This window comes from Staphylococcus sp. LCT-H4, from assembly GCF_001866145.1.
In the GTDB taxonomy this organism is placed as follows: domain Bacteria; phylum Bacillota; class Bacilli; order Staphylococcales; family Staphylococcaceae; genus Staphylococcus; species Staphylococcus succinus.
Genome location: NZ_MODY01000001.1, coordinates 819,509 through 843,497 on the forward strand (window position 1 = coordinate 819,509; position 23,989 = coordinate 843,497).

The 23,989-nt window shown below is 30.0% G+C and carries 23 protein-coding genes; 15 read left to right on the forward strand and 8 right to left on the reverse strand.

Features of this window, described 5'->3' with window-relative positions:
• The first annotated feature begins 58 nt into the window (after window positions 1-58).
• Complete coding sequence (locus BK821_RS03775) at window positions 59-748, forward strand: hypothetical protein (protein WP_071331232.1); 690 nt, start codon at window positions 59-61, stop codon at window positions 746-748.
• On the forward strand, window positions 745-1,626 hold the full coding sequence (locus tag BK821_RS03780) for an SIR2 family NAD-dependent protein deacylase (protein ID WP_071331233.1): 882 nt from the start codon (window positions 745-747) through the stop codon (window positions 1,624-1,626). Before BK821_RS03775 ends, BK821_RS03780 begins: the two co-directional genes overlap by 4 nt.
• A gap of 321 nt (window positions 1,627-1,947) precedes the next feature.
• Here the strand turns inward: BK821_RS03780 and ldmS are convergent, their stop codons facing one another.
• A complete protein-coding gene (ldmS, locus tag BK821_RS03785; RefSeq protein WP_071331234.1) occupies window positions 1,948-3,144 on the reverse strand; it encodes an L-aspartate--L-methionine ligase LdmS in 1,197 nt (398 codons plus the stop codon).
• 944 nt (window positions 3,145-4,088) lie between these two features.
• The gene (locus tag BK821_RS03790; protein ID WP_046835999.1) at window positions 4,089-4,421 is read right to left on the reverse strand and encodes a YflT domain-containing protein; all 333 of its coding nucleotides are present in this window, start codon (window positions 4,419-4,421) and stop codon (window positions 4,089-4,091) included.
• A 233-nt stretch (window positions 4,422-4,654) separates the two neighbouring features.
• Between BK821_RS03790 and BK821_RS03795 the strand changes: the two genes are divergently transcribed.
• From BK821_RS03795 to BK821_RS03800, 3 genes are all read left to right on the forward strand, one after another.
• A complete protein-coding gene (locus BK821_RS03795) occupies window positions 4,655-5,053 on the forward strand; it encodes a hypothetical protein (RefSeq protein ID WP_071331235.1) in 399 nt (132 codons plus the stop codon).
• 53 nt (window positions 5,054-5,106) lie between these two features.
• The gene (locus tag BK821_RS13435) at window positions 5,107-5,268 is read left to right on the forward strand and encodes a hypothetical protein (protein WP_156168122.1); all 162 of its coding nucleotides are present in this window, start codon (window positions 5,107-5,109) and stop codon (window positions 5,266-5,268) included.
• Between the two features lie 645 nt (window positions 5,269-5,913).
• Entirely contained in the window at window positions 5,914-7,518 is a 1,605-nt protein-coding gene (locus BK821_RS03800; RefSeq protein WP_071331236.1) for an amidohydrolase, read from the forward strand.
• A 349-nt stretch (window positions 7,519-7,867) separates the two neighbouring features.
• Here BK821_RS03800 and BK821_RS03805 read toward each other — a convergent pair whose 3' ends face one another.
• A complete protein-coding gene (locus tag BK821_RS03805; protein ID WP_071331237.1) occupies window positions 7,868-8,170 on the reverse strand; it encodes a type 1 glutamine amidotransferase family protein in 303 nt (100 codons plus the stop codon).
• A 150-nt stretch (window positions 8,171-8,320) separates the two neighbouring features.
• Here BK821_RS03805 and isaB point away from each other — a divergent pair, with 150 nt between their 5' ends.
• Together isaB and BK821_RS03815 are read left to right on the forward strand one after the other, a co-directional pair.
• Entirely contained in the window at window positions 8,321-8,902 is a 582-nt protein-coding gene (gene isaB / locus BK821_RS03810) for an immunodominant staphylococcal antigen IsaB family protein (protein ID WP_071331238.1), read from the forward strand.
• 599 nt (window positions 8,903-9,501) lie between these two features.
• Window positions 9,502-10,767: a condensation domain-containing protein gene (locus BK821_RS03815; RefSeq protein WP_071331239.1), complete on the forward strand. Its 1,266-nt coding sequence runs from the start codon at window positions 9,502-9,504 to the stop codon at window positions 10,765-10,767.
• Window positions 10,768-10,981: 214 nt separating this feature from the next.
• Here the strand turns inward: BK821_RS03815 and BK821_RS03820 are convergent, their stop codons facing one another.
• Window positions 10,982-11,842 carry an ABC transporter substrate-binding protein gene (locus tag BK821_RS03820; RefSeq protein WP_053042463.1) on the reverse strand — a complete coding sequence of 287 codons (861 nt, stop codon included), beginning with the start codon at window positions 11,840-11,842 and terminating at the stop codon, window positions 10,982-10,984.
• A gap of 292 nt (window positions 11,843-12,134) precedes the next feature.
• Between BK821_RS03820 and BK821_RS03825 the strand changes: the two genes are divergently transcribed.
• Complete coding sequence (locus BK821_RS03825) at window positions 12,135-13,235, forward strand: glycerol dehydrogenase (protein ID WP_071331240.1); 1,101 nt, start codon at window positions 12,135-12,137, stop codon at window positions 13,233-13,235.
• Window positions 13,236-13,413: 178 nt separating this feature from the next.
• On the opposite strand, the gene BK821_RS13325 is transcribed toward BK821_RS03825, so the two are convergent.
• Window positions 13,414-13,485 carry a type I toxin-antitoxin system Fst family toxin gene (locus tag BK821_RS13325; RefSeq protein ID WP_119597294.1) on the reverse strand — a complete coding sequence of 24 codons (72 nt, stop codon included), beginning with the start codon at window positions 13,483-13,485 and terminating at the stop codon, window positions 13,414-13,416.
• A gap of 296 nt (window positions 13,486-13,781) precedes the next feature.
• Window positions 13,782-14,645 (reverse strand): LysR family transcriptional regulator, encoded by an 864-nt coding sequence (locus BK821_RS03830; RefSeq protein WP_071331241.1) that lies wholly within the window; start codon window positions 14,643-14,645, stop codon window positions 13,782-13,784.
• Between the two features lie 135 nt (window positions 14,646-14,780).
• Here BK821_RS03830 and BK821_RS03835 point away from each other — a divergent pair, with 135 nt between their 5' ends.
• From BK821_RS03835 to BK821_RS03850, 4 genes are read left to right on the forward strand one after another with little or no spacing between them, the layout of a single operon-like run.
• On the forward strand, window positions 14,781-15,935 hold the full coding sequence (locus tag BK821_RS03835; protein ID WP_071331242.1) for a PrpF domain-containing protein: 1,155 nt from the start codon (window positions 14,781-14,783) through the stop codon (window positions 15,933-15,935).
• The gene (locus BK821_RS03840; RefSeq protein ID WP_071331243.1) at window positions 15,932-16,924 is read left to right on the forward strand and encodes a Bug family tripartite tricarboxylate transporter substrate binding protein; all 993 of its coding nucleotides are present in this window, start codon (window positions 15,932-15,934) and stop codon (window positions 16,922-16,924) included. Before BK821_RS03835 ends, BK821_RS03840 begins: the two co-directional genes overlap by 4 nt.
• An 11-nt stretch (window positions 16,925-16,935) precedes the next feature.
• Complete coding sequence (locus tag BK821_RS03845; RefSeq protein ID WP_071331244.1) at window positions 16,936-17,421, forward strand: tripartite tricarboxylate transporter TctB family protein; 486 nt, start codon at window positions 16,936-16,938, stop codon at window positions 17,419-17,421.
• Between the two features lie 16 nt (window positions 17,422-17,437).
• Window positions 17,438-18,934, forward strand: coding sequence for a tripartite tricarboxylate transporter permease (locus tag BK821_RS03850; RefSeq protein ID WP_071331245.1), 1,497 nt, complete (start codon window positions 17,438-17,440; stop codon window positions 18,932-18,934).
• Between the two features lie 851 nt (window positions 18,935-19,785).
• Here BK821_RS03850 and BK821_RS03860 read toward each other — a convergent pair.
• Window positions 19,786-20,127 (reverse strand): winged helix-turn-helix transcriptional regulator, encoded by a 342-nt coding sequence (locus BK821_RS03860; RefSeq protein WP_071331247.1) that lies wholly within the window; start codon window positions 20,125-20,127, stop codon window positions 19,786-19,788.
• 182 nt (window positions 20,128-20,309) lie between these two features.
• Here BK821_RS03860 and BK821_RS03865 point away from each other — a divergent pair, with 182 nt between their 5' ends.
• Window positions 20,310-20,882, forward strand: coding sequence for a flavin reductase family protein (locus BK821_RS03865; protein ID WP_071331248.1), 573 nt, complete (start codon window positions 20,310-20,312; stop codon window positions 20,880-20,882).
• A 140-nt stretch (window positions 20,883-21,022) separates the two neighbouring features.
• On the opposite strand, the gene BK821_RS03870 is transcribed toward BK821_RS03865, so the two are convergent.
• The gene (locus BK821_RS03870; protein ID WP_158256683.1) at window positions 21,023-21,901 is read right to left on the reverse strand and encodes a LysR family transcriptional regulator; all 879 of its coding nucleotides are present in this window, start codon (window positions 21,899-21,901) and stop codon (window positions 21,023-21,025) included.
• Between the two features lie 142 nt (window positions 21,902-22,043).
• Between BK821_RS03870 and BK821_RS03875 the strand changes: the two genes are divergently transcribed.
• Window positions 22,044-23,189 carry an MFS transporter gene (locus BK821_RS03875; RefSeq protein ID WP_256201621.1) on the forward strand — a complete coding sequence of 382 codons (1,146 nt, stop codon included), beginning with the start codon at window positions 22,044-22,046 and terminating at the stop codon, window positions 23,187-23,189.
• Between the two features lie 108 nt (window positions 23,190-23,297).
• Entirely contained in the window at window positions 23,298-23,756 is a 459-nt protein-coding gene (locus tag BK821_RS03880; RefSeq protein WP_071331251.1) for a MarR family winged helix-turn-helix transcriptional regulator, read from the forward strand.
• The last annotated feature ends 233 nt before the right edge of the window (window positions 23,757-23,989 follow it).

Sequence of the window (23,989 nt, forward strand, 5' to 3'; positions counted from 1 at the left end):
CAACATATTAACGCCAAACTTGATGTTTAAAATCTAGGTCGGTAGGTGATTGGAGCCAATGAATGACACAAATGACATAGAGAGAGCTAAAGCATGGATTGAGCATGCAGACGCTATTTTAATCACTGCGAGTAATGGATTGTCGATATCTGAAGGCTATCATATTTTTGCTAACAACAATGACTTTAAAGAAAAGTTTAAATTATTCAATGAACAATTGGGCATTCAAAATATTGTACAAGGATTATTTTATAATTATCCAAGCGAAGGCATGAGGATATTGTTCTTTCAAACTTTAATAAAATATATGATAACCGATTATAGTGGGAGTTCTGTATTCTATAATTTAAAGAAAATTATAGGAACCAAAGACTATTTTATATTAACTTCTAACGGTGATACACATTTCCAAATTAACAAATTTGATAAAGATAAAATTTTCGAAATTGAAGGGAATTTTTATAACGGATTATATAGAGATTTTAAAAGTATTGAAAACCAGCAATTATTATTCAAGCAATTTTTGGAGACGTATCGCAATAAAAAATTAGTGATACTTGAACTTGGTATTGGGAAGCGAAATACATTAATAAAAGCGCCAATAATGGATTTAGTATACAACGAAGCGGTCTATAGATATATTACTTTTAATTTACCACAGGAAATTTATATCAATAAAAACATTGAGAACCAATCAATTGCTATAGAAGGAGAGATAAATAAAACGTTGAAGGAGTTGTTAAAATGACAATAGAACAAGCGGGTTATAATCAACAGCAAATAATAGAATTAGTAAATAAAATCGAAGAAGCAGATTATATTTTGGTAGGCGGAGCGGCTGGTATGTCGATGGCCGGCGGTGGAGCAAATTGGTATGAAAACGATCAATCTTATCAAATTAATTTTAATGAATTTGAAGAAAAATATCATACGGGGAGTCTTTGGAACTTATTTTATAATCCTACTTGGGAATCAAGAAGCTCATATTGGGGATTTTTAGTTTCTTTGATACATTGGATAAAGAATGTAGACATTTTAGAACCATATGATGATTTAAAAAAATTGATAGAAGATAAAGTATATGATATTGTCACAACTAATCAAGATACACAATTTACTAGAGCGTTCCCTGAAAAAGATATAGCAATAATCCAGGGTTCATGGGACTATTTGCAATGTAGTTCTAGATGTCACGATAAAGTGTATGAAAGTCATAAAATTATTGAAGACTTATACAAACAATTACAAGGAACAGAGATACCACATCATTTAATTCCAAGGTGTCCAAAGTGTGGCGCTGAACTTGAAGGATGGATTAGAGGTAGAACGTTTTTGGAAGGAAGCTTTTATCATAAGCAGTATGCGAAATATCAACATTTTGCAAAACAAGCAACTGGTAAAAAAACAGTTTTTTTAGAGTTAGGTGTAGGAATGATGACACCAATGTTTATAAAAGAGCCCTTTATGAATTTAACGCTTCAAAATCCTGAATCAACATATATAACAATTAATCCTAAACATGCTATTGTTCCTCCAGAAATAGAACATCAATCATTAGCAATTCAAGGAGATATTGCTCAAGTTTTGAAAGAAGCTATAGATAGTAAAGCAAGAGTTATAAAATAATGAATTGTATATTTTACGATATTGTTAAAAATAGAGAATCAAACACAGGTGCATCTTATTTTCGAGATATAAAATAACCATGATTAATACTAAATTTAATTTTGAAACTATTAAGAGACTCCTTTTAAAAAGGAGTCTCTTTCAATAATGATTTAAATGTTAGCATAAAAAATATTCCAAATATTTATAGCATTTAAGTTAAAAAATAACATTCGTCATAGCTTTATTTAATTATATAGGGATAGATTTTTCTTGAGACTTAAATAAAAAGTTACTTGGGATAACTTCGTCTTATATGTCTAACAACTATCGGTTTTGTTATTATTTCGACTGGAGATCTTTTGAAAATTCCTGTTCTATACGTTCTATATCATTTTTATTACTGCCGTGCCAAACGCCACAGAATCTTGATTTAACTGTTTTGCTACTAAACCAATCGCCATCATAATAGGCGATTGGGAATAACACCCCTTTTTGAACATATTTTAAAATTATTTTGAAAAAACGTTCATTATCACCGGACGAAATATAATTATAAAACTTATGGTAACCATCTTGAAAAAAAGAATCTAAAAGCAACATACTTGTTGAACCGTTTTGTCTAAAATTTAAATCAATGGCATATATGTCATGGTTTGTATCGACGAGAAAATCAAATCCTGCGATACCAAAATAGCCGTTTTTTGCACCGTTTTCCATGATTTCTCTACCTGCTTGTATAACTTTATCAGGAACATCATGGGCATTATGGTTACCTTTATAATATCCATATTGGTCTGTCAATTGTTCAGTTGCGCCTAAATAACGTATGCCTTCTTTTTTGGAGTATGCGTATTGCACAGAATAATTAGCTATTGCTTCTATTTTTTGTTCAATAATTAGTGTGTTAGTCATATGGCTTGCCTTTGAAATGGCTTGTTTTGCTTTTATCAACTCTTTATTATTATGGCAAATCATCACGCCATACCCTCCAGCTGTAGGTAAATCGCCCCCTGGTTTTAATACAAATGGAAATTCCCAATTAGAAAGCGATCTCTCTAAATTCTCTACTGTGACACTTTCTCTTTTAGGTAAATATTTATGCCCTGTCCATTCGGGAAGGCGTGATTTATTATTCAAAGCAATAAGGACTTCTTTATCTAGAGCATAGTGTATATTTTCTAAAAAATCAGATTCATGAGCAAACTGAAAATAAATTTTTTTACCATTTTCATACGCTAATTTTTTAATTAATTGTTCATAAGTAGTCTGATCTTCAAATTTTAATATATTAGTGGGTTTTTCTATTCCGACAGCGTTAAAGAGAGTAATCAATTTATTTGTCACACTTGCTTTATGGACTATGACAGGTATTTGACCTGCGATAATTAGTTCTCTACCTGTTGAAAAATTGCATTGATGTTCTGCAATTGCTAACCAAGGATTTGAAGCATATGATGGTCTAGATGTATAAACAATATCAGTTCCGTACAGGTCGCTGAGTGTTAAAATAGGTTCTATTCGTTGTTTGTTCTTCATTTTAAACCTCCGTATACTTCTGACTTTTAAATAACTTTAATGAATATGGGTTTATTTTCAAGTAAATTAAAGGAATAAATTAATCTAGAGTGTTGCATATATTAAACTTGGTCATTCACTGTTATCAATAGAGATTATCACTTTTGTTACATCTTTGTTTACTTAAGGAGATATGTACTTTTACCATAATATTCAATAGCTGAAACATAGGCAAGTAGCATTTATATAGAGAAATATATGAATATTTCAGTCAGAGTATGACAAATACTGTATGTTAAAAAGCTGACGGGTTTGATTAATAATAGTTATATCGAGAAAGATTTGGATAGTTAAAATTCAAGGAATTTTTAAGCTATAAGGGGGTTTTTAGTTAAAGATGAGGTGGAAGGATTGGATTAATTTAGGAACATATCAAGTTAGCTTTAAACAGTTTATGGTGAAGCGCTAAAAATATAATTTTTTGGATAACTAGCATAAAGATATTAAAGAAGAAAGAGGTTCAATAGCTAATAGAGTATTAGTACTATAATTAAAAAAATAATAATGAAGCTTGCAATTATTGCTAAACATACAAATGTTTCTTTTTTAAACCCTGCTTGCCACTCATCTATTAATATTTGTATGATATGCGTGTAAGACATGATTAATAATAAAAGACAACTTATTATTAATGTAATTTCTAGCAAATACTTCCCCATCCTTGTAGACGTTTCTTTTAATTTGTATTATTTCTCTATATCATTTTTAAAATAGAAGGAATTCTTAATATTTATATTAAAAGCTACTATGGCTAGAGTTTAAAGTTATGCGAGTAACTTTCAAAAAATCTTGTTAATTTTATTTACGATGCTATACACTAAACGAACCAATTCTATAATTTTTCGTCGTTTAAAAGACCAACTTGTTTATATAGACAAATCGGTCTTTTTAAGTGACAATGTCATTTATAATTCACCTTTTACTCGTTCGTCTGTAACAATCAATAGTACCTTTCCTTGATCCATTTCTTCTTCATATTTTTCAGATTCTTCTTGTGTAATACCTAGAGATTTCAATTTATATCTTAATTCATCACCTTGCTTCTCATAATTTTCTTGAGTTTCATAACTATTATAGTTAATCCCTGTTACTTCCGTATTTCTTACTATGCGACTGGTACGATCAGAATCATGCGATAAAATGTAAATATCTTTAGGACTTATACTTTGGTCTTTTAAAGTATTTATCTCTATTTCCAGTTCTTCATCATTTACATATTTCTTAACGACAGGTTTCATAATAAATCCTCCCTTTAATACAAATCATTTTATTTAAACAATACCACGCAAAATAATTTCAAAACTATAAAAAATTTATTGAATCTAAATAGTATTTGGATATCATTATTTCTATAAGTTACTTCTATAGATCAAATGATGTAATCATGTAACTGTTTAAAAAAATATAAATGAGGAATAGTAATAAAAGCAAATATTATAGGTGTTAAAGAGAATAGGGAGGAGGAATTTCTATGTCCACATTTCTTTTTATTTTATTTCTATTAATTATTATAGTGATATTTTTCGTTATAAAAAAACTTTATAATGAAAAATATAAAAACAGAAAAGCCCTTAGAAAATCAGAACATTTTGATAAAAAAATTATATGCAACGACTATAAAGTAGAAAACATAAAAGAAATTAAAGAGAAAGGCTCTTATGTTATTTTGATTTTTGGCCGTAAAGATCTTGAAGTAGAAAAAGATAAAATTAAATATGTTTCCCATTATTCTGAAGAAAAGGTTGAAGTTAATTGCGAACTTCCTCATAAAATAGAAAAAGAGAAAGTGTTTAATCATCTTATTGATCATACGCTTTTTTATATAACTAAAGACAGATACAATAAATTATTATCATCTAATACAAAATAAAAACTAAAAACTCAATTATTGGTAACTTAATGTATAAAGTGAGGAGGCTGCTTATGAGAATAGTTGGATATAAAGTTGGCGTTTTTAAAATTGAATATATAGTGAAAACTGATAATAATGAAGTTTTTACTTATAAGTTGTCTAAAAATATGTCGCCGTTAAAAGCAAGAAGAAAATTAAAAGATTTAGCAGGCGAGTCCAAAGATATCAAGTAAAGAATGATTTTAAAGTATATTAGTATATCAACTCAATGATTTTGCATGTTCGTCCACTATGATATTATAATTCACTTTACAAGTTACTAAGCGTGATACACTAAGAAGCTGAGATATAAATTTCATCCTCAAATCAAAAGGGCTAATCCGTATGAAAACGGGTTAGCCCTTTATTATATTTAAAACCAAATGCCTTCATAATCCCTAAAAATTAAAATCTTCCAATTATAAATGATGCAATTTTCTTAGCTAATGATTCTTTCTCTATCGTGCTATTACTATTAACTCATTGTAATGCGCCTTCATGAACCATTTGTGCAAAAATAGGAACAAGGATTGCTAACTAACATAAGTAGCATAGTTCTCCTATGTCAATTAACGCCTAAGAGATGGAAACGGCACTATTTTACACGTGTAAATACATAATTATCTCCACTTCTGATAATCTTCTTTTATGTTAATTTCTAGATAATAATTTCTTTGATGAAAGATGAATAACTATGAAAAAAGAATAATTCGATAAAAATAATTTATTTATTATAATAAACATCGGTGTAAATAGTAAATTATAAATCGTTGAAAATTTAGTACTTTAGGAATAAGGTGTTCAATAGGTTTCTAATAGTAAAATAGGAGGTTTTTAAAATGAAAATTTCAAAAATAATTAACGCCAATATTTTAGATATGATAGATAATAAGCCTTATCTTGCTACGTTATATTTAAAAGAGGGATATATTGACCAAATTGTTACTCAAGATTCAATTGTAAAAGATAATGAAGCACTTGATTTAGAACAGAAATGGATTGCGCCTGGTTTTATTGATACACATAGTCATCCAACAGCATATGGTACTACAAAAACAATGGTAGATTGTTCTGCAAATAAAATTTCGAATATAGATGAGTTAATTCAGCAATTCAAAGTACAAAAAGAAAATTTGTACAAAAAAGGTTGGGTTATGGGATTCGGTTATAATGAAAAATCATTAGAAGAACAAAGACATCCTAATCGCTTTGATTTAGATAAAATTTCAGAAGATTTTGCTATATGCGTAATGCACTATTCGGGGCATATGGCTACTGTTAATACAAAAGCTTTAGAGTATATGGGAGTTAGTTTGGATGACCCAGATCCTGAGGGTGGCTACTATGAGCGTGACCAACATGGCAAGGTTAATGGCGTTTTAATTGAATTACCTGCAACTGCAAAATTACAACGTGCTTTACCTGAGGCTAAACCAGAAGATACTATCTATACAATGAATTTAGCTGTAGATGACTATGTTAGAAGTGGTATAACTAGTACATCTGATTTATTAATTGGTAGTAGAGGATATATAGATTATGAGGGAGTGCTTAAATTTTTGGAGTCTCCTCAGAGAATTCGCACACGTTGGATGTTAAGTCATGAGTTATTAGAGCAAAATCACAATTTAAAAAATATTCATGCTAACGAAATTGAAGAAAAGTTAAATAATATAAGTAATGGTATGGGACATTTAGGAGGCGTTAAATGTTTTAGTGATGGTTCTATACAATTACAAACTGCATCAATCCGTAATAAGTATTTAGATGGCAGTGAAGCACCTAGTCCATTAATGGATAACAACAAATTAATTGATACATTTAAGCATTTTCAAAAGCTAGGTTTTAATATCGTGACGCATGCTAATGGAGACTTTGCTGCTAAGTCAGTTATTGACGCTTATAAAGCTACAGCTGATTATAAAAAAACACCTTTATTAAATCGTATTGAACATCTACAAACAGTCACACAGGATGATATTAAAGAAATGACTGAAAATAACATTGGTGGTTCTTTCTTTATCAACCATGTATATTATTTTGGAGATTTACACCGTGATGTATTTTTAGGTGAAGAGAAAGCACAAAATTTAGATCCATTAAGATGGGCTGAAGATGCGCATATGACGTTTACGATTCATACAGATGCACCTGTTACACCTATTTCTCCTTTAGAATCAATTCAAATTGCAGTTAATAGGATCACAAAAAATGGGAAAGTTTTAGGCGAAAATCAACGTTTAACACGTAGTGAAGCATATAAAAAAATGACTATAGATGCTGCTAAATTGAACAATACTCATGCCTATGAAGGGTCTATCAAAAAAGGCAATGTAGCTGATTTTGTAATTTTAAATCAAAACCCACTTGATACCCAAGTAGTATTGAATGACAGTTTGATTGAAATGACTATATGCAATAGTGAAGTTGTATATTCTATTTAATTTATCTCCACCTCTAAGAACTGTAGATGCTTATACATTAACAGGCAGGGGGATTGGAAACGTCTTAACCTTCTTATATGAAAGTACTATAGAATTCTCTTTGCTACATAATACAATAACCCTGTAGGAGTTAGGAATATAAAAGCAATTATTTTTAAGGAACTAATCCAAATTATCAGGAAGAAAATAAAGTTTTTTCCGTATATAAAAATACTTATCTATATTATATACGATGTTTTTATAGCTGCTTTAAATTCTAATTCATTATTGATATTACTTTAGTATTTGAAACAATTAATAGACTCCTTTTTTAAAAGGAGTCTATTTTAATATGTCTTCAATTATTATGTTATCTCAACAAATTTGATACAGCTTGCGCTACTTGTTTTGGTGACTGGGGATTTTGTCCTGTAACTAGTCGATTAGTAGTTTTTACATAAGGTCTAAATGGTATTTTTGATTTACTATAATTTGCACCATGTTCTTTTAGGTGGTTTTCCAACGTAAATGTGTTTAAGTTTACTGGATCAATTGGTGTATTGCCACCTTTAATATTGAATAAATCAATTTGATAGCCATTAATATCAATGTAATCATAAAAATGAACAAGCTCACCTAACCATAAACCTGTAGGTTTGTCACTTTCTCTCAAATAACCAGTTTAGATAAAGTTGTAAATATGAAATGTGAGATATATTTTGTTGAATAACTTATATCCTCTTGCAATTATAAGAAATTGATGTACGATTAAAGTGAATAATTACACTTCGGCAATAAGTATTAAAAATAGGGGGGATTTATTATGCGTAAAGTAGGAAAGTTAATTTCAACAACTGTCGTTGTATCAACACTTATTGTAGGTTCTTCAGCCGCATATATTACGGGTAGTAGTCCAGACGTACAAGCAGCCGAGCAAATTCAAAAGTGGGGACATGGTGAAGGAGCCGCCAGCAGTGCTATTAGTGAAAATCGTACGAATTTAAAAGCCGAAACACCATGGTATAATTATGAAGGTTATACCACATACGAACCCTCGTTTACACAAGATTATAACTTTGTCCGTGCTTTAAAATATGACAATGTATCAATCAATGGCTATAAAGTAGACCCAAACGCTTATATTAAATTTGATCATTCGAAGACGTTGTATGATACGACTATAAATTTTAATAAGAAAGATGAAGCTGTAATGTTAAGATTTGATACTAAGCCCGATACAATTTCTAAAAAAGCATTTAAACAAGCGCACGAAAGCAATGTTATTTTGACAGAAGGGACTACTCCGGGTAATGTAGGTACTTTTATTAGATATGAAACAAATGATAGCTATTATAATGTATATTTTGATAAACAAGATTATTTGTATCAAATTGAAATTCATTAATAAAGATGACTTATTATTTAGCCAAGGAAGAATCAAAACAATATAAGTAATAAACTTAATATTATAAACATTAATTCAAGTAAATGAGCCTTTTAAAAAACAAAAGTAAGTTTCAAGACGTTTAATTTTGCCACAAATCTTCTTACCTATAAAAGTAAGAATGTCACTTTCTTATTCATAGGTAAAATATATTTTTAGTATATAAAATAAAGTTTGAAAATATAATTTGACAAATATTATTAAAAAGTTTATATTTTGTGACAAGTGATATTAGTAAATGGTCAATGTAGTTTAGAAAATTACTGAATAGTTAAGGGTATTAAAATGAGGGTACCGCGCGTGAACGTCTTTTTAGACTAAGGATGTTTACGCGTTTTTTAGGAGGAATAAAATGGATATTTCGCACAAAAATTAAGTGCAGATATTGACCCAAAAGTTTTAAATAAAGATGATTTCTAGCGAATAAGAGATTATAAAAAATTATTGATAACTTGAAACGCAAAGAAGAAAAGGTGAACAATTTGCTTCTAATGTCATAGAATAATTTTTTTGAAATCTACAATAACTATATCAATATATAAATTAAGGAGAAACTCAACTTGAATACACATCCGCTATCTATTGCACAAACGAAATTTCTAAAAAATGAAATAATTAATGAAAACTCTAGCATTAATAATATTGCAGGTTTACTGAAATTAGGTACAAAGTTTAATTACGATCAGGTAAATCAAGCTGTAAACCAATTAGTATTTAATCACGATAGCCATAGAATACAAATAACAATTAAAAACGAAGAGCATTCACAATATATTAAAGAATATGAAGAAACAGCATATCCATTTTTAGATTTTTATCAAGATCAAGTGAATTTTGATACTTGGTTAAATGAACAAGCAAATATAAACATCTTTGCTTATGACGAAAATTTATACAAATTTTATATATTAAAAATGCCTAATGGCCATTTGGGATTGTTTACAATACAAAATCACATCATAGCTGATGGTTGGAGTATGGCATTATCGATAAATTACTTTATAACGTATTTGACTAATGGTGACATAGAAGCTATTTCCAACTTATCATTTATTGATAACATTAAAGATGAAGAAAAATATTTAGAATCTAAAAAGTTTGAAAAAGACGAATTATATTGGAGAAATAAGTTGAAGCATGATAAATTCCAAACAAAATTTGAGAAGCTTCACTTAGAACATCCATTTTGTAAAAGACATACCATTAAGTTAGACCCTATATTAACAGAACGTATAAATTATTTTTGTTTAAATAATGAAGTTAGTGTTAGTAATTTATTCGCTAGCATTATGTTTGCCCTTATTGATAAAAAAGCAGTAAATAAAATTAATAAGCTTGGTTTATTAATTCATAATAGGATAAATAAAAATGATAAATTTACAACCGGCAATTATACAAAACCTTTGCCACTCATCTTAGATTCAAATAGGGATTTATTATTAAATGAATATATAAAAAAGGTGAAGAGAGAATCATTTAATGTATTGAAACATAGGAGATATCCAATTGACAATTTAGTAACAGAACTCAATATTAATGGTAATATACTAGATTGTCTTATCTCTTTCCAAACTGCAAGTTATAGTCCCGCATTTATAGAAAATGAATTTTCAGAAAGAAAACTTGAAATTGATGCTATTGGTATTCCTTTAATAATTCAAATTTTCAGTAAGAACAATGAAGAAGGTTATTTATTGCATTACGATTATCAAGATGAAGTCTTTAGTTCTGAAGAAATTAATGAATTGCATGGAAATATATTGAATATGGTTAATGAATTCGCAGAAAATCCTAATCAAAGTTTAGATAAAATTCATTTTGTATAGCACTTCTGTAAATGAATGTTGAGTTCATTAGAAACTGAATTATTTAAGTAAAGTTCTTAAACTTTTGTTATTAAGGGAATATAAGATTTTCAAACGATTAAGAGACTCCTTATTAATAAGGAGTCTCTTAATTATTTCAAAATTAAATTTAGCGTTCATATAAAAACAGCTATGCTATTTGCAAGAGAACTATGAATATAAAAGAAAGTGTTAGTTATTCTTTAAGATTTGCTAAAGTTTCAACGATATCTTCGGAAGCAATTGGACTACGTAATTTAGCCCATTCATCTCTATTCACAAAATGTACCCGGTCATTTTTAACTGCATCCAAATCATCCCATTGATTACTATTTTGTAATTTACTTAAATCATTATTATTGTTGTCATTTATCATCACAATTAATCTTTCAGGGTTAATATTTGCTAATTGTTCGTATGAGAGTTCTAAATAGTATGATTCTTTATAAGCAGGTAATTTTTTTGCTATTTTATCATTAAGAGCATTTTTAAAGCCTAATTTACTTAAAAATTCACCTATATAAGTTTTATGTGAATGCGCAGTTAAACCTTGTTCAGAAACTACTATTGCTAATGTTTCTTTATTCTTATCTATTGAGATTTGTTCATTAAAATCATTAATTAATTCACGATGTTTATCTAAGCGTTCTTTCGCTTCTTTTGATTTAGATACGGCAGTTCCAATACGTTGGAATACCTCTAATGATTCTTGATAACCTGACTCAAAACTTTTGAATAAAATAGTAGGTGCTATATCATTTAATTCGTTATAAATATCTTTGTGACGATCAGCATCTCCAATAATGAGTTGTGGAACAGAAGATCTAATTGATTCAAAATCTGGATCTATACGTGTACCAACTGAAATGTAATTACCAACTTCTTTGTTAAGTGGTGATATCAAATTTGTACTGTCACCATCATCAGCAATACCTTTCACATCTATATCTAAAGTAACTAATGCCTCAACAAACGATAATTCTAATGCTACTGCTGAATTAATAATTTCAGGCAACTCAGTAGTCCCTGCATCATGTTTAAATTCAAATGTCATCATAATTACCTCCTTGATTGCTTTTATAACTAATATTCCACGTTGGTGTAACATAAAACATAAGTTTCCATATTACAATATTTAATAATATCCATATAATTCTAAAAAAAGTTTGTTTTTGTTGATCATACAAAATTTCTGTAGATGTATGATTTCATTTGCTAACATTTTTACAGCTTCATCCATTAAGTAATTGTTTTACGTATAGCCTTTCACATTTACAAATATTTATGATTTATACCTATAAATACAGGGGATAAAATAAGTGGATATCAAATAATGAGGAGGGGTTTGTATGTCAAGATACATTTTTCAATCGCCAAGTAGATATATACAAGGAAAAGGAGAAATAAAAAGTTTAGCTAATGAAGTTAATAAATTAGGTGACGCACCCTTGATTATTTCAGATAGTTTAGTTTGGTCATTAACAAATAAAGACATAAACGAGAGTTTTAACTCTAGCGAGATTAGTTACAAATACGAAGAATTTAATGGGGAAGCCTCTGAAAATGAAATAGCAAGACTTAGCCAAATAGCTAAAGATAATAATATAAATGTAATTGTTGGCGTTGGAGGAGGGAAGACATTAGATACAGCAAAAGCAATTTCTGATGATCTTAATTCCCCGGTTATTATTGTTCCAACAACTGCTTCTACAGATGCGCCTACGAGTGCTTTATCGGTTATCTATTCAGATGAAGGTGTTTTTACAGGTTACAGATTTTATTATAAAAACCCCAATGTAGTATTAGCAGATTCACAAATTATAGTGCAAGCACCAGTCAAATTGTTTGCGGCGGGCATGAGTGATGCTTTAGCAACTTTAGTAGAAGTTAAAGCAACTTTAAATCGTAGAGGGAAGACTATGGTAGATGGAAAACCAACATTAGCTTCGTTAGCCATTGCTGAAAAAGCAGAAGAAACCTTATTTAAATATGGTAAAAGTGCCTATTTAGCGGCGGCACAAGGTATTGTAACACCTCAGGTGGAGTCTATTATTGAGGCAAACACTTTACTCTCAGGACTTGGTTTTGAAAATGGCGGTCTTGCTGCAGCACACGCAATACACAATGGATTTACAGCTTTATCGGGAGACATTCATAAACTTGGACACGGTGAAAAAGTGGCATACGGCACTCTGGTTCAAATGGTTTTAGAAAATAGACCTTATGAAGAAATTAAAAAATATATTGATTTTTATAATTTCTTAGAAATGCCAACAAATTTAAATAATATGCATTTACACGACGCTTCTTTTGAGGATTTAGTAAAAGTAGGAGAATTAGCAAAAGATCCTAATGACACTTTTTCTAATTTAAGTGATGAATTCACTGCTGAAGACGTAGCACAAGCTATACTAGCAGTGAATGAATTAACTGAAGGTAAAGCTAACTAAATTTCTCTTTATTTAGATTAAATATATATTAATGCTTATTTTGCGATTCCACCACACTATGATGTAACAATGCACTTAACAAGGAACTAGCTTAAATGCACCAAATCCCTCACTACTCGCAAATAGTGAGGGGTTTTTTCGGTGTGGCTAGTTGCCTATTTATCATTGCGCTACATAGTCAATGTGTAAACAGTGCAATAACGCAACCACAAATGACTTTGGTCGTAATGTGAACAAGGATTTTTAGCATAAATTAGCCCTTCATCTCTACATCGGCTAGACGCCTGAGGGGGAGGCAGGCCTACTATTATAAACTTGTAAATACATAAATATACCTACTTCTGATAACTCATGGATTATATTACTATTCAGACTTTGCAGAAACCACTTCATGCCGCATCTACTATAAAATTAGCCTGAGATGGTTCATTTTGTAATCGATATAGAAAAACTTTAGCTAATTTCCCATTTTTCAATGTCTGGATCTGTAGGGTAATCTATATCACGATCCTATTTAAGAATTTAGTATCTTAGTAAAGAATGCTATTATTGAAATTTCCAATTAGATAGAAACTCATAAAATGCCCTTACTACTGAATTATTTAGTTGTTCCTTTTTGAGAATTGAAAATGTATTTCTAGTTAATATATCGCCATTTTTATTTAAACAAGGTGTTTTATAAAGCTTTTGGTCATCTTCTAGTAAAATATTAGGTAAAATTGCAAACCCCAATCCCTTAGAGACAAATTCTTTACAAGTTTCCATATTATCTACTTTAATTGTAATTCTTGAAGGTTCTATGTAATTCCCAATCCACCAATCGTCAATTAACTTTTTTAAAGAAGAATCAGTATTGTAATAAATCCTTGGTAGTTTTGGCAGGTCATCTAAATTAATTTTTTGGCTTGAGACTACATATAACTTTTCACTCATAAGTGGTAATTTTATAGAAGAAAAGCTATAATCACCTCTTAAAATGCCTATTTGAGCAACATCATTATGCACAGAAGAAAAAACTTCTTCACTCCAACCTGTATTTACGTCGAACTCCACCAAAGGATATTCTTTACTAAATTCTGATAAAATACTTGGTAATTTATACCTTGTAAATATTACAGAAGAACTCAAGCGCAGTATACCTTGGACTTGATTACTTTGGTTCAATATTTCACCTTTTATTTTTTGTTCCTTTTTGATCATTTCTTGAGAATAATTTACTAACATTTCACCTTCAGCAGTAAATATAACACCTTTTTTATTCCTATAAATTATTTTAGCGTCAAATTCTTGCTCTAATTTATTTAAGCGGTATGTTACAGCAGGTTGAGAAATCCTTAAGAAATTGCTTGTTTTAGTTATATTTTTAAATTTAAATAAGTTTATTAATATTTCCCAATCAGTACTATTCATAAGTAAAGACTCCTATCATAAAAACATTTTATGGTTATTCATAAAAAAGCAATATTTTATTTATTTTGTTTTAGTGAATATACTATATCTAAGTTATTTGAATATTTCAACAAATTATAAAGGGGGATTTAATTTATGGATAACTATAATGTGAAAATTCCTTGTGTATTAATGCGTGGGGGCACAAGCCGAGGCTTGATTATTAAAGATATAGATTTACCAAATGATGAAGATGCTCGAAAGGGTTCAATTTTAAAAATTTACGGTAGTTCTAAAAACGGTCAAATTGATGGCGTAGGAGGCGGAACTTCCTTGACAAGTAAGTTAGGAATTGTGGGCAAATATGAAAAAGACGATTGCGATATTTATTATACTTTTGGTCAAGTAAGTATATACGAAAACATAATTGATTTTAATGTAACTTGCGGTAATTTGGCGTCTGCAGTAGGTTTATATGCCGTTCAAGAAGGGTTAGTACAAGTTAAAGAACCATATACGAAAGTAAGAATGTTGAATACAAATACGAATAAAATAATTGAAGTAGAGGTACCTGTAGAAGAAAGTTATCCAATTACTGAAGGAAACTATCATATAGATGGCGTTTCACAAAACGGCTCAAAAATTAGCGTTAGTTTTCTAGCACCGGATGGGGCGTTTACTGGGAACTTATTTCCAACAAGAAATGTAATGGACACAGTTGTTACCCAAAGGGGGAAAAGGTTTAGTGTTAGTATATTAGACACTGGTAACATAGTAGCTTTTGTAAGGGCAAATGACTTTAATTTAATTGGAACAGAATTAGAGGATGTTATAAACCAAGATAATATATTACATGAAATTGAAGAATTAAGAATCGCAGTTGGAATTAAATTAGGAATATTTAAAAAGGGAGAAAAGGTTAACCCACAAGTGGATGCTTTACCTAAAATAGCATTAGTTACAAATTCTGAAAAAGCTAATAATAGTTTAACTGAGACTATAGATATTGTTGGGAGATATATTTCGATGGGGAAATTACATAAAGCTTTTGCAGTTAGTGGATCTATTGCTCTAGCAGCTGCATGTAAAATTCCTAATACAATCCCCAATTTATTATTTAATGGTAATAAAGAAGATAGTGTAACAATCGGTCACCCTAGTGGAGCTATTTCTGTAGAAATTATCGTTGAAAAAAATGAAAGCGATTACAAAGTTGTAAAAGGGACAATTGGTCGTACTGCCAGAAGAATCATGGAAGGGGTGGCGGTAGTTCCTAAATCAGTAATTGAGAAGGAGGGAGAAAAAACATGAAAAAAAATGTATTGATAATATTTTTACTGGCAACAGTTTTTATATTAAATGGGTGCTCTTCAAAATCAGCCCAGAGTAAAGAAAATTATAGCACCTTTCCTGAACATTCAATTGATGTAATCATTCCTTTTGGAGAAGGAAGTGCAAGTGATACGTTTGCTAGAAAATTTTCTCAAATAGCATCTGAAGAAACTGGTACCAATTATCAGCCAGTTAACAAAGATGGTAGCGGCGGTCTTTTAGGGATGTTATACGCTTATCAACAAGATAGTGATGGTTATACAGTATTTGAAGTGACACCTTCGCATATCATAGGTGATGTTCTTGGAAAGGGTAAAGATATTAAAATTTTAGATGATTTTGAACCACTTGCCCAAATTCAAAGTGATGTATACGTTTTATCAGTTTCTGAAAACAGTGATATAAAAAATTACGACGATTTAATTGAGAAAGGTAAAAAAGAAAAAATTACTTTTGGTGGAATCAGCCCTGCTGGTTTAGATGATTTTGCTATAAATGATTTCGCAAATAAAGCAAATATAAATACTCAATTTATACCTTATCCATCAGGGTCAGAGGTTAAAGCTGCTGCACTTGGGGGGGAAGTAGATGTTTATGTTGATAAAGTGGTCAATGTAGTTGATTATATTAAATCCAAACGTGTCAGACCTCTTGTAGTCTTCGGAGATGAACGTATTTCTCAATTAGACGAACTTAAAGATACACCTTCCACTAAAGAGAAGGGTATTAAGTCAACTATTGGATCTTGGAGAGGATTTGTAGTGAAAAAAGGGACACCAAAAGAAGTAAAACAAAAATTAGCTAAAGATTTAAAAAAGACATATGAAACTAAAGAATATAAAAAATTTGCACATGACAATTTAGTAGATATTAGTGAGGGATACTTAGGTCCAAAGGAATTCGAGAAGAAAATGTATAAGGAATATGATAAGTTTGAAAAAGTTTCCAAAAAACTTGATATGGAATAAGGGGGAAACGTATGGGAAGCATTCTATTTAGTCTATTTATACTAATAATATTTATTTATCTATTATCTAAAGCTGTTCATTTGGAGGATCTAAGAGAAGTTGATTTTATTGGTTCTTCAAGCATTCCTATAGTTATTATAAGTTTAATAATAATCTTAACATTAATTTCATTGATCATTGAAAGCGTAAAATATTTTAAAAGTTCAGGGAAAGCTAGTCATTTGAAATTAAGTAAAAAAACTATTTCTATTTTAATCTCATTAACAATAATATTAGTTATTTTTATAAGCGTTTTGAATAAAATTGGGTTTATCATTTCGTGCTTTTTAATGCTACCATTTCTTTTAATAATTTTAGGTGAAAAAAATAAGGTCAGAATTATTTTGATGGCAATATTTATTCCTATAATTTTTTCAATACTGTTTGGTTTAGCATTAAATATTCCATTACCAAGAGGTGTCAGTGTGTTTCATGATATAAGTAGAATATTTTACTAAAAAATGAGGTGAAAAAATGGATATTGGATTATTAAAAGATGGATTTATTAGTATTTTAGAGCCATTAACATTGCTATTAGTTATTATGGGTTTGGTAATTGGAGTCTTTCTTGGTGCACTACCTGGAATTGGTTCATCTATGGCAATTGTTTTAGCATTGCCTTTTACTTATTTTTTAGATATTGTACCAGCGATAGCACTCTTAGTTACAATTTATGTAGGTTCAACTTATGGTGGGTCAATAACAGCCATATTATTTAATACACCGGGAACACCTGAATCTGTAGCAACAACCTTTGATGGTTATCCATTGGCTCAAAAAGGGGAAGTGGGTAAAGCACTTGGTCTAGCAATTAGTTCGTCAGCTTTTGGTGGTATATTTGCTGTATTAGTAATGTTATTTTTATCACCATGGCTTTCTCAGGTTGCTTTGAAAATGCATTCATCGGAATATTTTGCATTAGCATTTTTAGGTATGGCAGTTATTTCATCTATCGGCTCAGCTAATACCATAAAAGCTATTATTTCAGGTTTAATTGGTATTTTCATTTCTACAATTGGTGTAGATCCAATTACTGCAACGGACAGATTTACTTTTAATTCTATAGAATTAATGAACGGAATAAGTTACATACCTATTATGATAGGTGCATTTGCATTAGGAGAAGTTTTTTCTCAAATTTCAGGTGGTCAAAAAGAAAATGATGATTATAATGAAGGTAATGAAGAAACTTCAAAATTTAAACTAGGCGCTTTTAAGATAAAGGAATTTTTTTTATATAAATGGATAGCTTTAAAATCCTCTATTATTGGGACTGTCATTGGAATTTTACCAGGAACTGGAGGCTCAATAGCTTCATTTGTAAGTTATGGGATAGCTATGAGAACAAGTAAGAATCAAGAGAAATTTGGTAAGGGATCTGAGGAAGGTTTAGTAGCACCAGAATCCTCAAATAATGCTGCAGCTGGGGGTGCGATGATACCTACGTTGATTTTAGGTATTCCTGGTAGCCCGACAACAGCTGTGATTTTAGCGGCATTAGTGTTACAAGGTTTACAGCCAGGCCCTCAACTATTATCAGATCAACCAATATTATTATATTCAGTGTTCTTTGCTATGTTAATTGCTAGTATTTTAACTTTTATAGTTGGTAGATTAGGCATTCGAGTCTTTGAATTGTTATTAAAATTACCTTATTCAATTATAGCTACTTTTATCATCATTCTTTCATTACTAGGCGCTTTTGCAGTAGATAACAATATCCTTAATGTTTGGATTATGTTGATTTTTGGTGTAATAGGATATTTAATGAAATTATATGACTTTTCAGTAGCGTCGTTAATACTTGGGATTGTATTAGGTCCCTTAATGGAAGAGTCATTTAGAAGACATTTACTTTTAAATAATGGAAATTATATGTCATTCTTTCATTCATCAATAACTGTAATAATACTAATAATTGCGCTTATGGCTATTGTCTTACCACAACTATTAAATAAAAATAAAAATTAATTTTTTGAAATATACCGCTCGAGATGAGAATATAATGGTTGCATTAAGCATATACAATTTGAAATAAATATATAAAAATCATTAGTTTTATTAGTAACTATAATTAATTCGTATCCAAAAAGATGGTAATATTAGAGATTTTTAACCAACATGATTCTGAAATTCAAGCAATTAATCTAAATATAAAGATGCTAAAAAACGACTTTCATTATTGAAACAGTGGGAGTCGTTTTATAATTAATAGAAAAATATGAGAAGGTGCAATGTAATTAAAATTTTTAATCTAATTAAATCTCATCCTAATCCAACTATTACATATCTATTTTTATATTCTTGTACTACTTTTTCGGGGATTTTTTATAGGGTATTCAGTAAATACCTTATATTTTCTGGAGGTGTTAAAAATAAAAAGTACACAACTATCAATACTATTAAAAATAGTATTATGGAACCAATAGATTTAATGAAATTATTAGATTTTAAGAAACCAAATATTAATAAAGAAATTGATATAGCCCCTAAGAATAATAAGATTATTGACATAGAATACCTCCTTTTATGATATTATTAGCAAATCAAACAATACTACAAAACAATATTAATTTAAATAATCATCGTTATTAAGACATATTTTTGATTTTGAAACCATTAAGAGACTTCTTTTTAACAAGAAGTCTCTTAATGAATCTTATGATAAACAATTATATAAATGACTACTAAAAATATAATTGAAGTAGTAAAGTTCCTTATACGTTAAGTCTAGTCTGACAAAAGACTTTTCTATATTAGTTAATAAAAAACAAAACGATTTCCGTAAATTAATATAATCGTTCTCTTGAAGATTTTCTTAGTTATTCATCTTCTATATGTTCTGATCCCCATTTGCAAAGCTCCTGTAAGGCAGGCATTAATGATTTACCTCGTTCTGATAAATAGTATTCTACTTTAGGCGGTACTTGCGGGTATTCGTGGCGTATAATGAGTGAATCAAATTCTAGCTCTTTTAATTGATTACTCAACATTTTATGAGTAATACCTTGAAGTGATTTTTTAAGTTCTCCATAGCGCATAATATCTTCTGTTAACAACCAAAATAGTATGCGCAATTTCCACTTCCCTCCAATAAGCGATAATGTATAATCAAAGCCTTTATTGTTGATTACTTGTCCATTTGTAGTTTTAGAGTAATCCATATCATACTCTCCTTTTTGATAGTATCTTACTAAAAAGTGCATACTAGTATTTTTGTATCATCATATTATACTAGCAATTAGAAATAAATTGAAGATATGTCTTTTATAACATATATAGGAATATACTAATTAATTGCAGATGCAATTATAAGACATATTGAAATAAAAGAGGAGAATATATAATGGCAATTAAACCTATTAATATAACTAAAGCTTACCGTTTATTACAAGTAGGTCCAACTACAATGATATCTGCTAAACACGATAATGTTGAAAATGTGATGGCGGCAGCTTGGGTTGGCCTTGTTGGAAACTATAAAGTAATGGCGTATATTGGCAAACAAGCCTTTACACGTGAACTCATTGAGAAGAGTGGTTATTTTGTAGTGCATATACCAACCGTTAAACAAATGGAAACAGTCTTATATGTTGGTGAACATAGCACTAAAAAAATGAATAATAAACTTGATAATATCCCTATATTTTATCAAGATGAAGTTGATCTTCCACTCGTAGAAGGTAGTGCAGGTTGGATTGTATGTAAGGTAATGCCAAACGAGAAAAATGAACAAGATCATGACTTATTTATGGGAGAAATTGTTGGTGCTTGGAGTGACGATCGCGTCTTTAACAACGGGCATTGGATTTTTGACGATGCTCCTGATGAATTACGTACCGTGCACTATGTCGCTGGGGGACAATTCTATGCCATAGGTAAAGGAACAAAATTCAATCACGGTCCTGGAAAGGACTAGATACTGAATTAAAAATATTTCTTTTTCATAGTTCTCTTGCAAATATAATAGAAGTTTGTCATTGACACACACTTGTATTTTGAAACGATTAAGAGACTCCTTTGATTAAGGAGTCTTTTTATATAGCTCTACCCTAAGATTTAAATATCTTTATCGTTAAAAAGAGTTAGTGTAGTTTGAATAAAAGCCTCCGTTGCTTTAGATATATCGTCAATATCTAGTACTGCTAAATTAATATCTCTGAATACATCTGGTTTTAATTCTCGCAAAACAACTTGATCTGGTAATGACCAAATATTTTTTTTAGTAGTAATGGTTATTCCTAAACCTTCTTGTATCATACTTAATGCAGTTTCTATATACTCCATTTCAAATCGTATGTTAGGGGTCAAGTTATATTCTTTAAACAAAGTATGAATCTGCATTTCATATCCACCCTTACCAATTAATATCTCTTCACCTTGTAAGTCTGGAATCGTTATCGTTTCCTTTTTATATAAGGGATGACTTGGGTGCATCAATACAATCAATTGATCCTTCATTAAATGAATGGTATCAAGATCTTGATTTGGAGGGATAATTATACCTACATCAATATATTTTGCATGTAGCCATTCTTTAACTTGATCTACACTTCCTTCTGATAATTTAATTTCTAAACCAGGATATTGATCTTCCATTGAACGGATGATTTTAGGAATAAATCTAGTGCAAGCCGTTCGATATGCTCCAACATGAATTTTCCCAATTTCTAATCCTTTTTCAGCTGCAACAAGTTCATCTACTTTTTGTAATTCGCTCAAAATGTTTCTGAATACTACTAATATATGCTCGCCAACATCCGTAAAATATATTCCGTTTTTTTTATCTCTTGTAATTAATTTTGTACCTAGTTGCGATTCAATTGTTGATACAGCACGACTTACCGCAGGCTGTGTCATATGTAAAACCTCGCCAGCTTTTGTAAAACTTCTTGTTTCTGATATTCGGACAATAAGTTCAATCTGTGATTTATTCATAACTATTATGGTATCTCCTATATGATCAATATGCATTTCCATTATGTTGAAACTTAATATACCATGAGTAAGCATTAAATTTCAAAATTAAACGGAGGTAATTAAACTGAGTAACCGTAACAAATTATTTCTTGGTGCACTTATATTAGCAGCATTTAATCTTAGACCAGGTATAACTTCTATAAGTCCTGTTTTAAACGAAATTACAAAGGGATTAGGAATGAGTTCCGCATTAGCTAGTCTACTTACTTCTATACCTTTATTATGTTTTGGTTTTTGTTCTTTATTTGCTGGACGTTTAGCAAGTCGATTTCAATCAGAGAAAACAATTACATTTTTTATCGCACTCATAGGTATAGTAACATTTGCAAGAATCTTTACAAATTCCACAATATTCCTATTAATAACAGCTTTATTAATTGGCGCTGGAATTGGAATAGTAAGCCCTTTACTCTCTGGTTTTATTAAAAATAATTTTCCAGAGAAAGCATCATCTATGATAGGTATATATTCTACATCAATGGTAGTCGGAGCATCTATTTCTATTGGATTAACACCACCAATTCAACACTGGCTCAATAATTCATGGTCAAATGGCTTAGCATTTTGGAGCATTCTTGCTTTAATTGCCGTTCCATTTTGGTTAATGGTTATTAAAAGCTCTAATACACATACAGAATCACAAAAAATAAAGCCTAGTTTACCATTAAAAAATAAAAATGCATGGTTATTAACAGCTTTTGTTGGGCTTGTAACACTCATGTTTTATTGTTTTGCAGCATGGCTACCAGCTATCGTAGTGGAAAAAGGAGGTACAACAGAATTAGGTGGGGTTGTAGGTACAATAGCTATGATTGCCCAATTACCCGCTACTCTCTTATTACCAAGTCTATTGAGAGCAGTACCAAGTAAAAGATTTTGGATCACAATACTTACGCTCAGTATAATGATTGGATTATCTCTTTTAAGTTTTACAAATGTGACGCCTATCATTTCAAGTATATGTTTAGGGATTGGTAGTGGAGGTCTTGTTTCACTAACTTTATTATTACCCATAGATAAAGCTTCATCACCTATGGAAGCCAGTTCTTGGTCAGCAATGACTCAAGCAATTGGGTATATGATTGGTGCAATTGGACCATTCATAATAGGATTCCTTCATGATTATCTAGGTAGTTTCATACCTACATTATATTTACTTATATTTTTAGGCTTCATTGTAATCTTACTAGGATGGAAAATTACTAAGGGAGAAGATATTGAAGAAGGAGAGTTCTCTATAGAATAGATGTAGCTTGTATGATCATTACTAAGATGAAGTATTAGAACTTATGTTGAACTAGTTACATAATCAAATACCTTGGTAGTGAAGTTAAATAAAAGGAGCTGTTTCTGTTTGACTAATAATAAAAAAGATAATTCAAAAAATTCCCAACAAGATTTAGCGCTCTTAGTCCGTAGTCTAGGGACTAGAGTAAAATTGTATCAACAACAAATAGCTGAAATTTTAGATGTATATACGCATGATTTCACTTCTATAAATGTGTTAAGTGAAACAGGTGCTATTACAGCAGGAGAATTATCTAAAAGAGTAGGACTTGCAACTGGTAGCGTAACAGCCTTGATTGATAGATTGGAAAAGGCAGGTTTTGTACGGAGAGAAAAACACCCAGAAGATCGTCGTAGTATTATAGTTGTTCCTGAATCTGAAGAAAAAAAAGAGGTTAAAGAAGCATACTCCCAGCTTAATAGTAAAATGTTGGAGTTAAGTAATAAGTATACCGATAAAGAACAAGAACTAATAAAATCTTTCCTAAACGATACGGTAGAGATATTAGATTCTGAAATTCAGTAACAATATATATAATTTCTTCGTAACAAAGCATAACGGGATTTAATTTATTAAAAACACTTAATAGGTTATATATTCAAAATAGTATCCTCAATAAGAGGAAATATTTATTATAGATACTATTTTAAACTTACATTACCAAAAACTTTTCTCTACCGTAAATAAGTTTTTTAATACTTTTTAAATTTATGAGGTGTTAAAATGAATTTAATTCCATTTATTATTATTTTAATTTT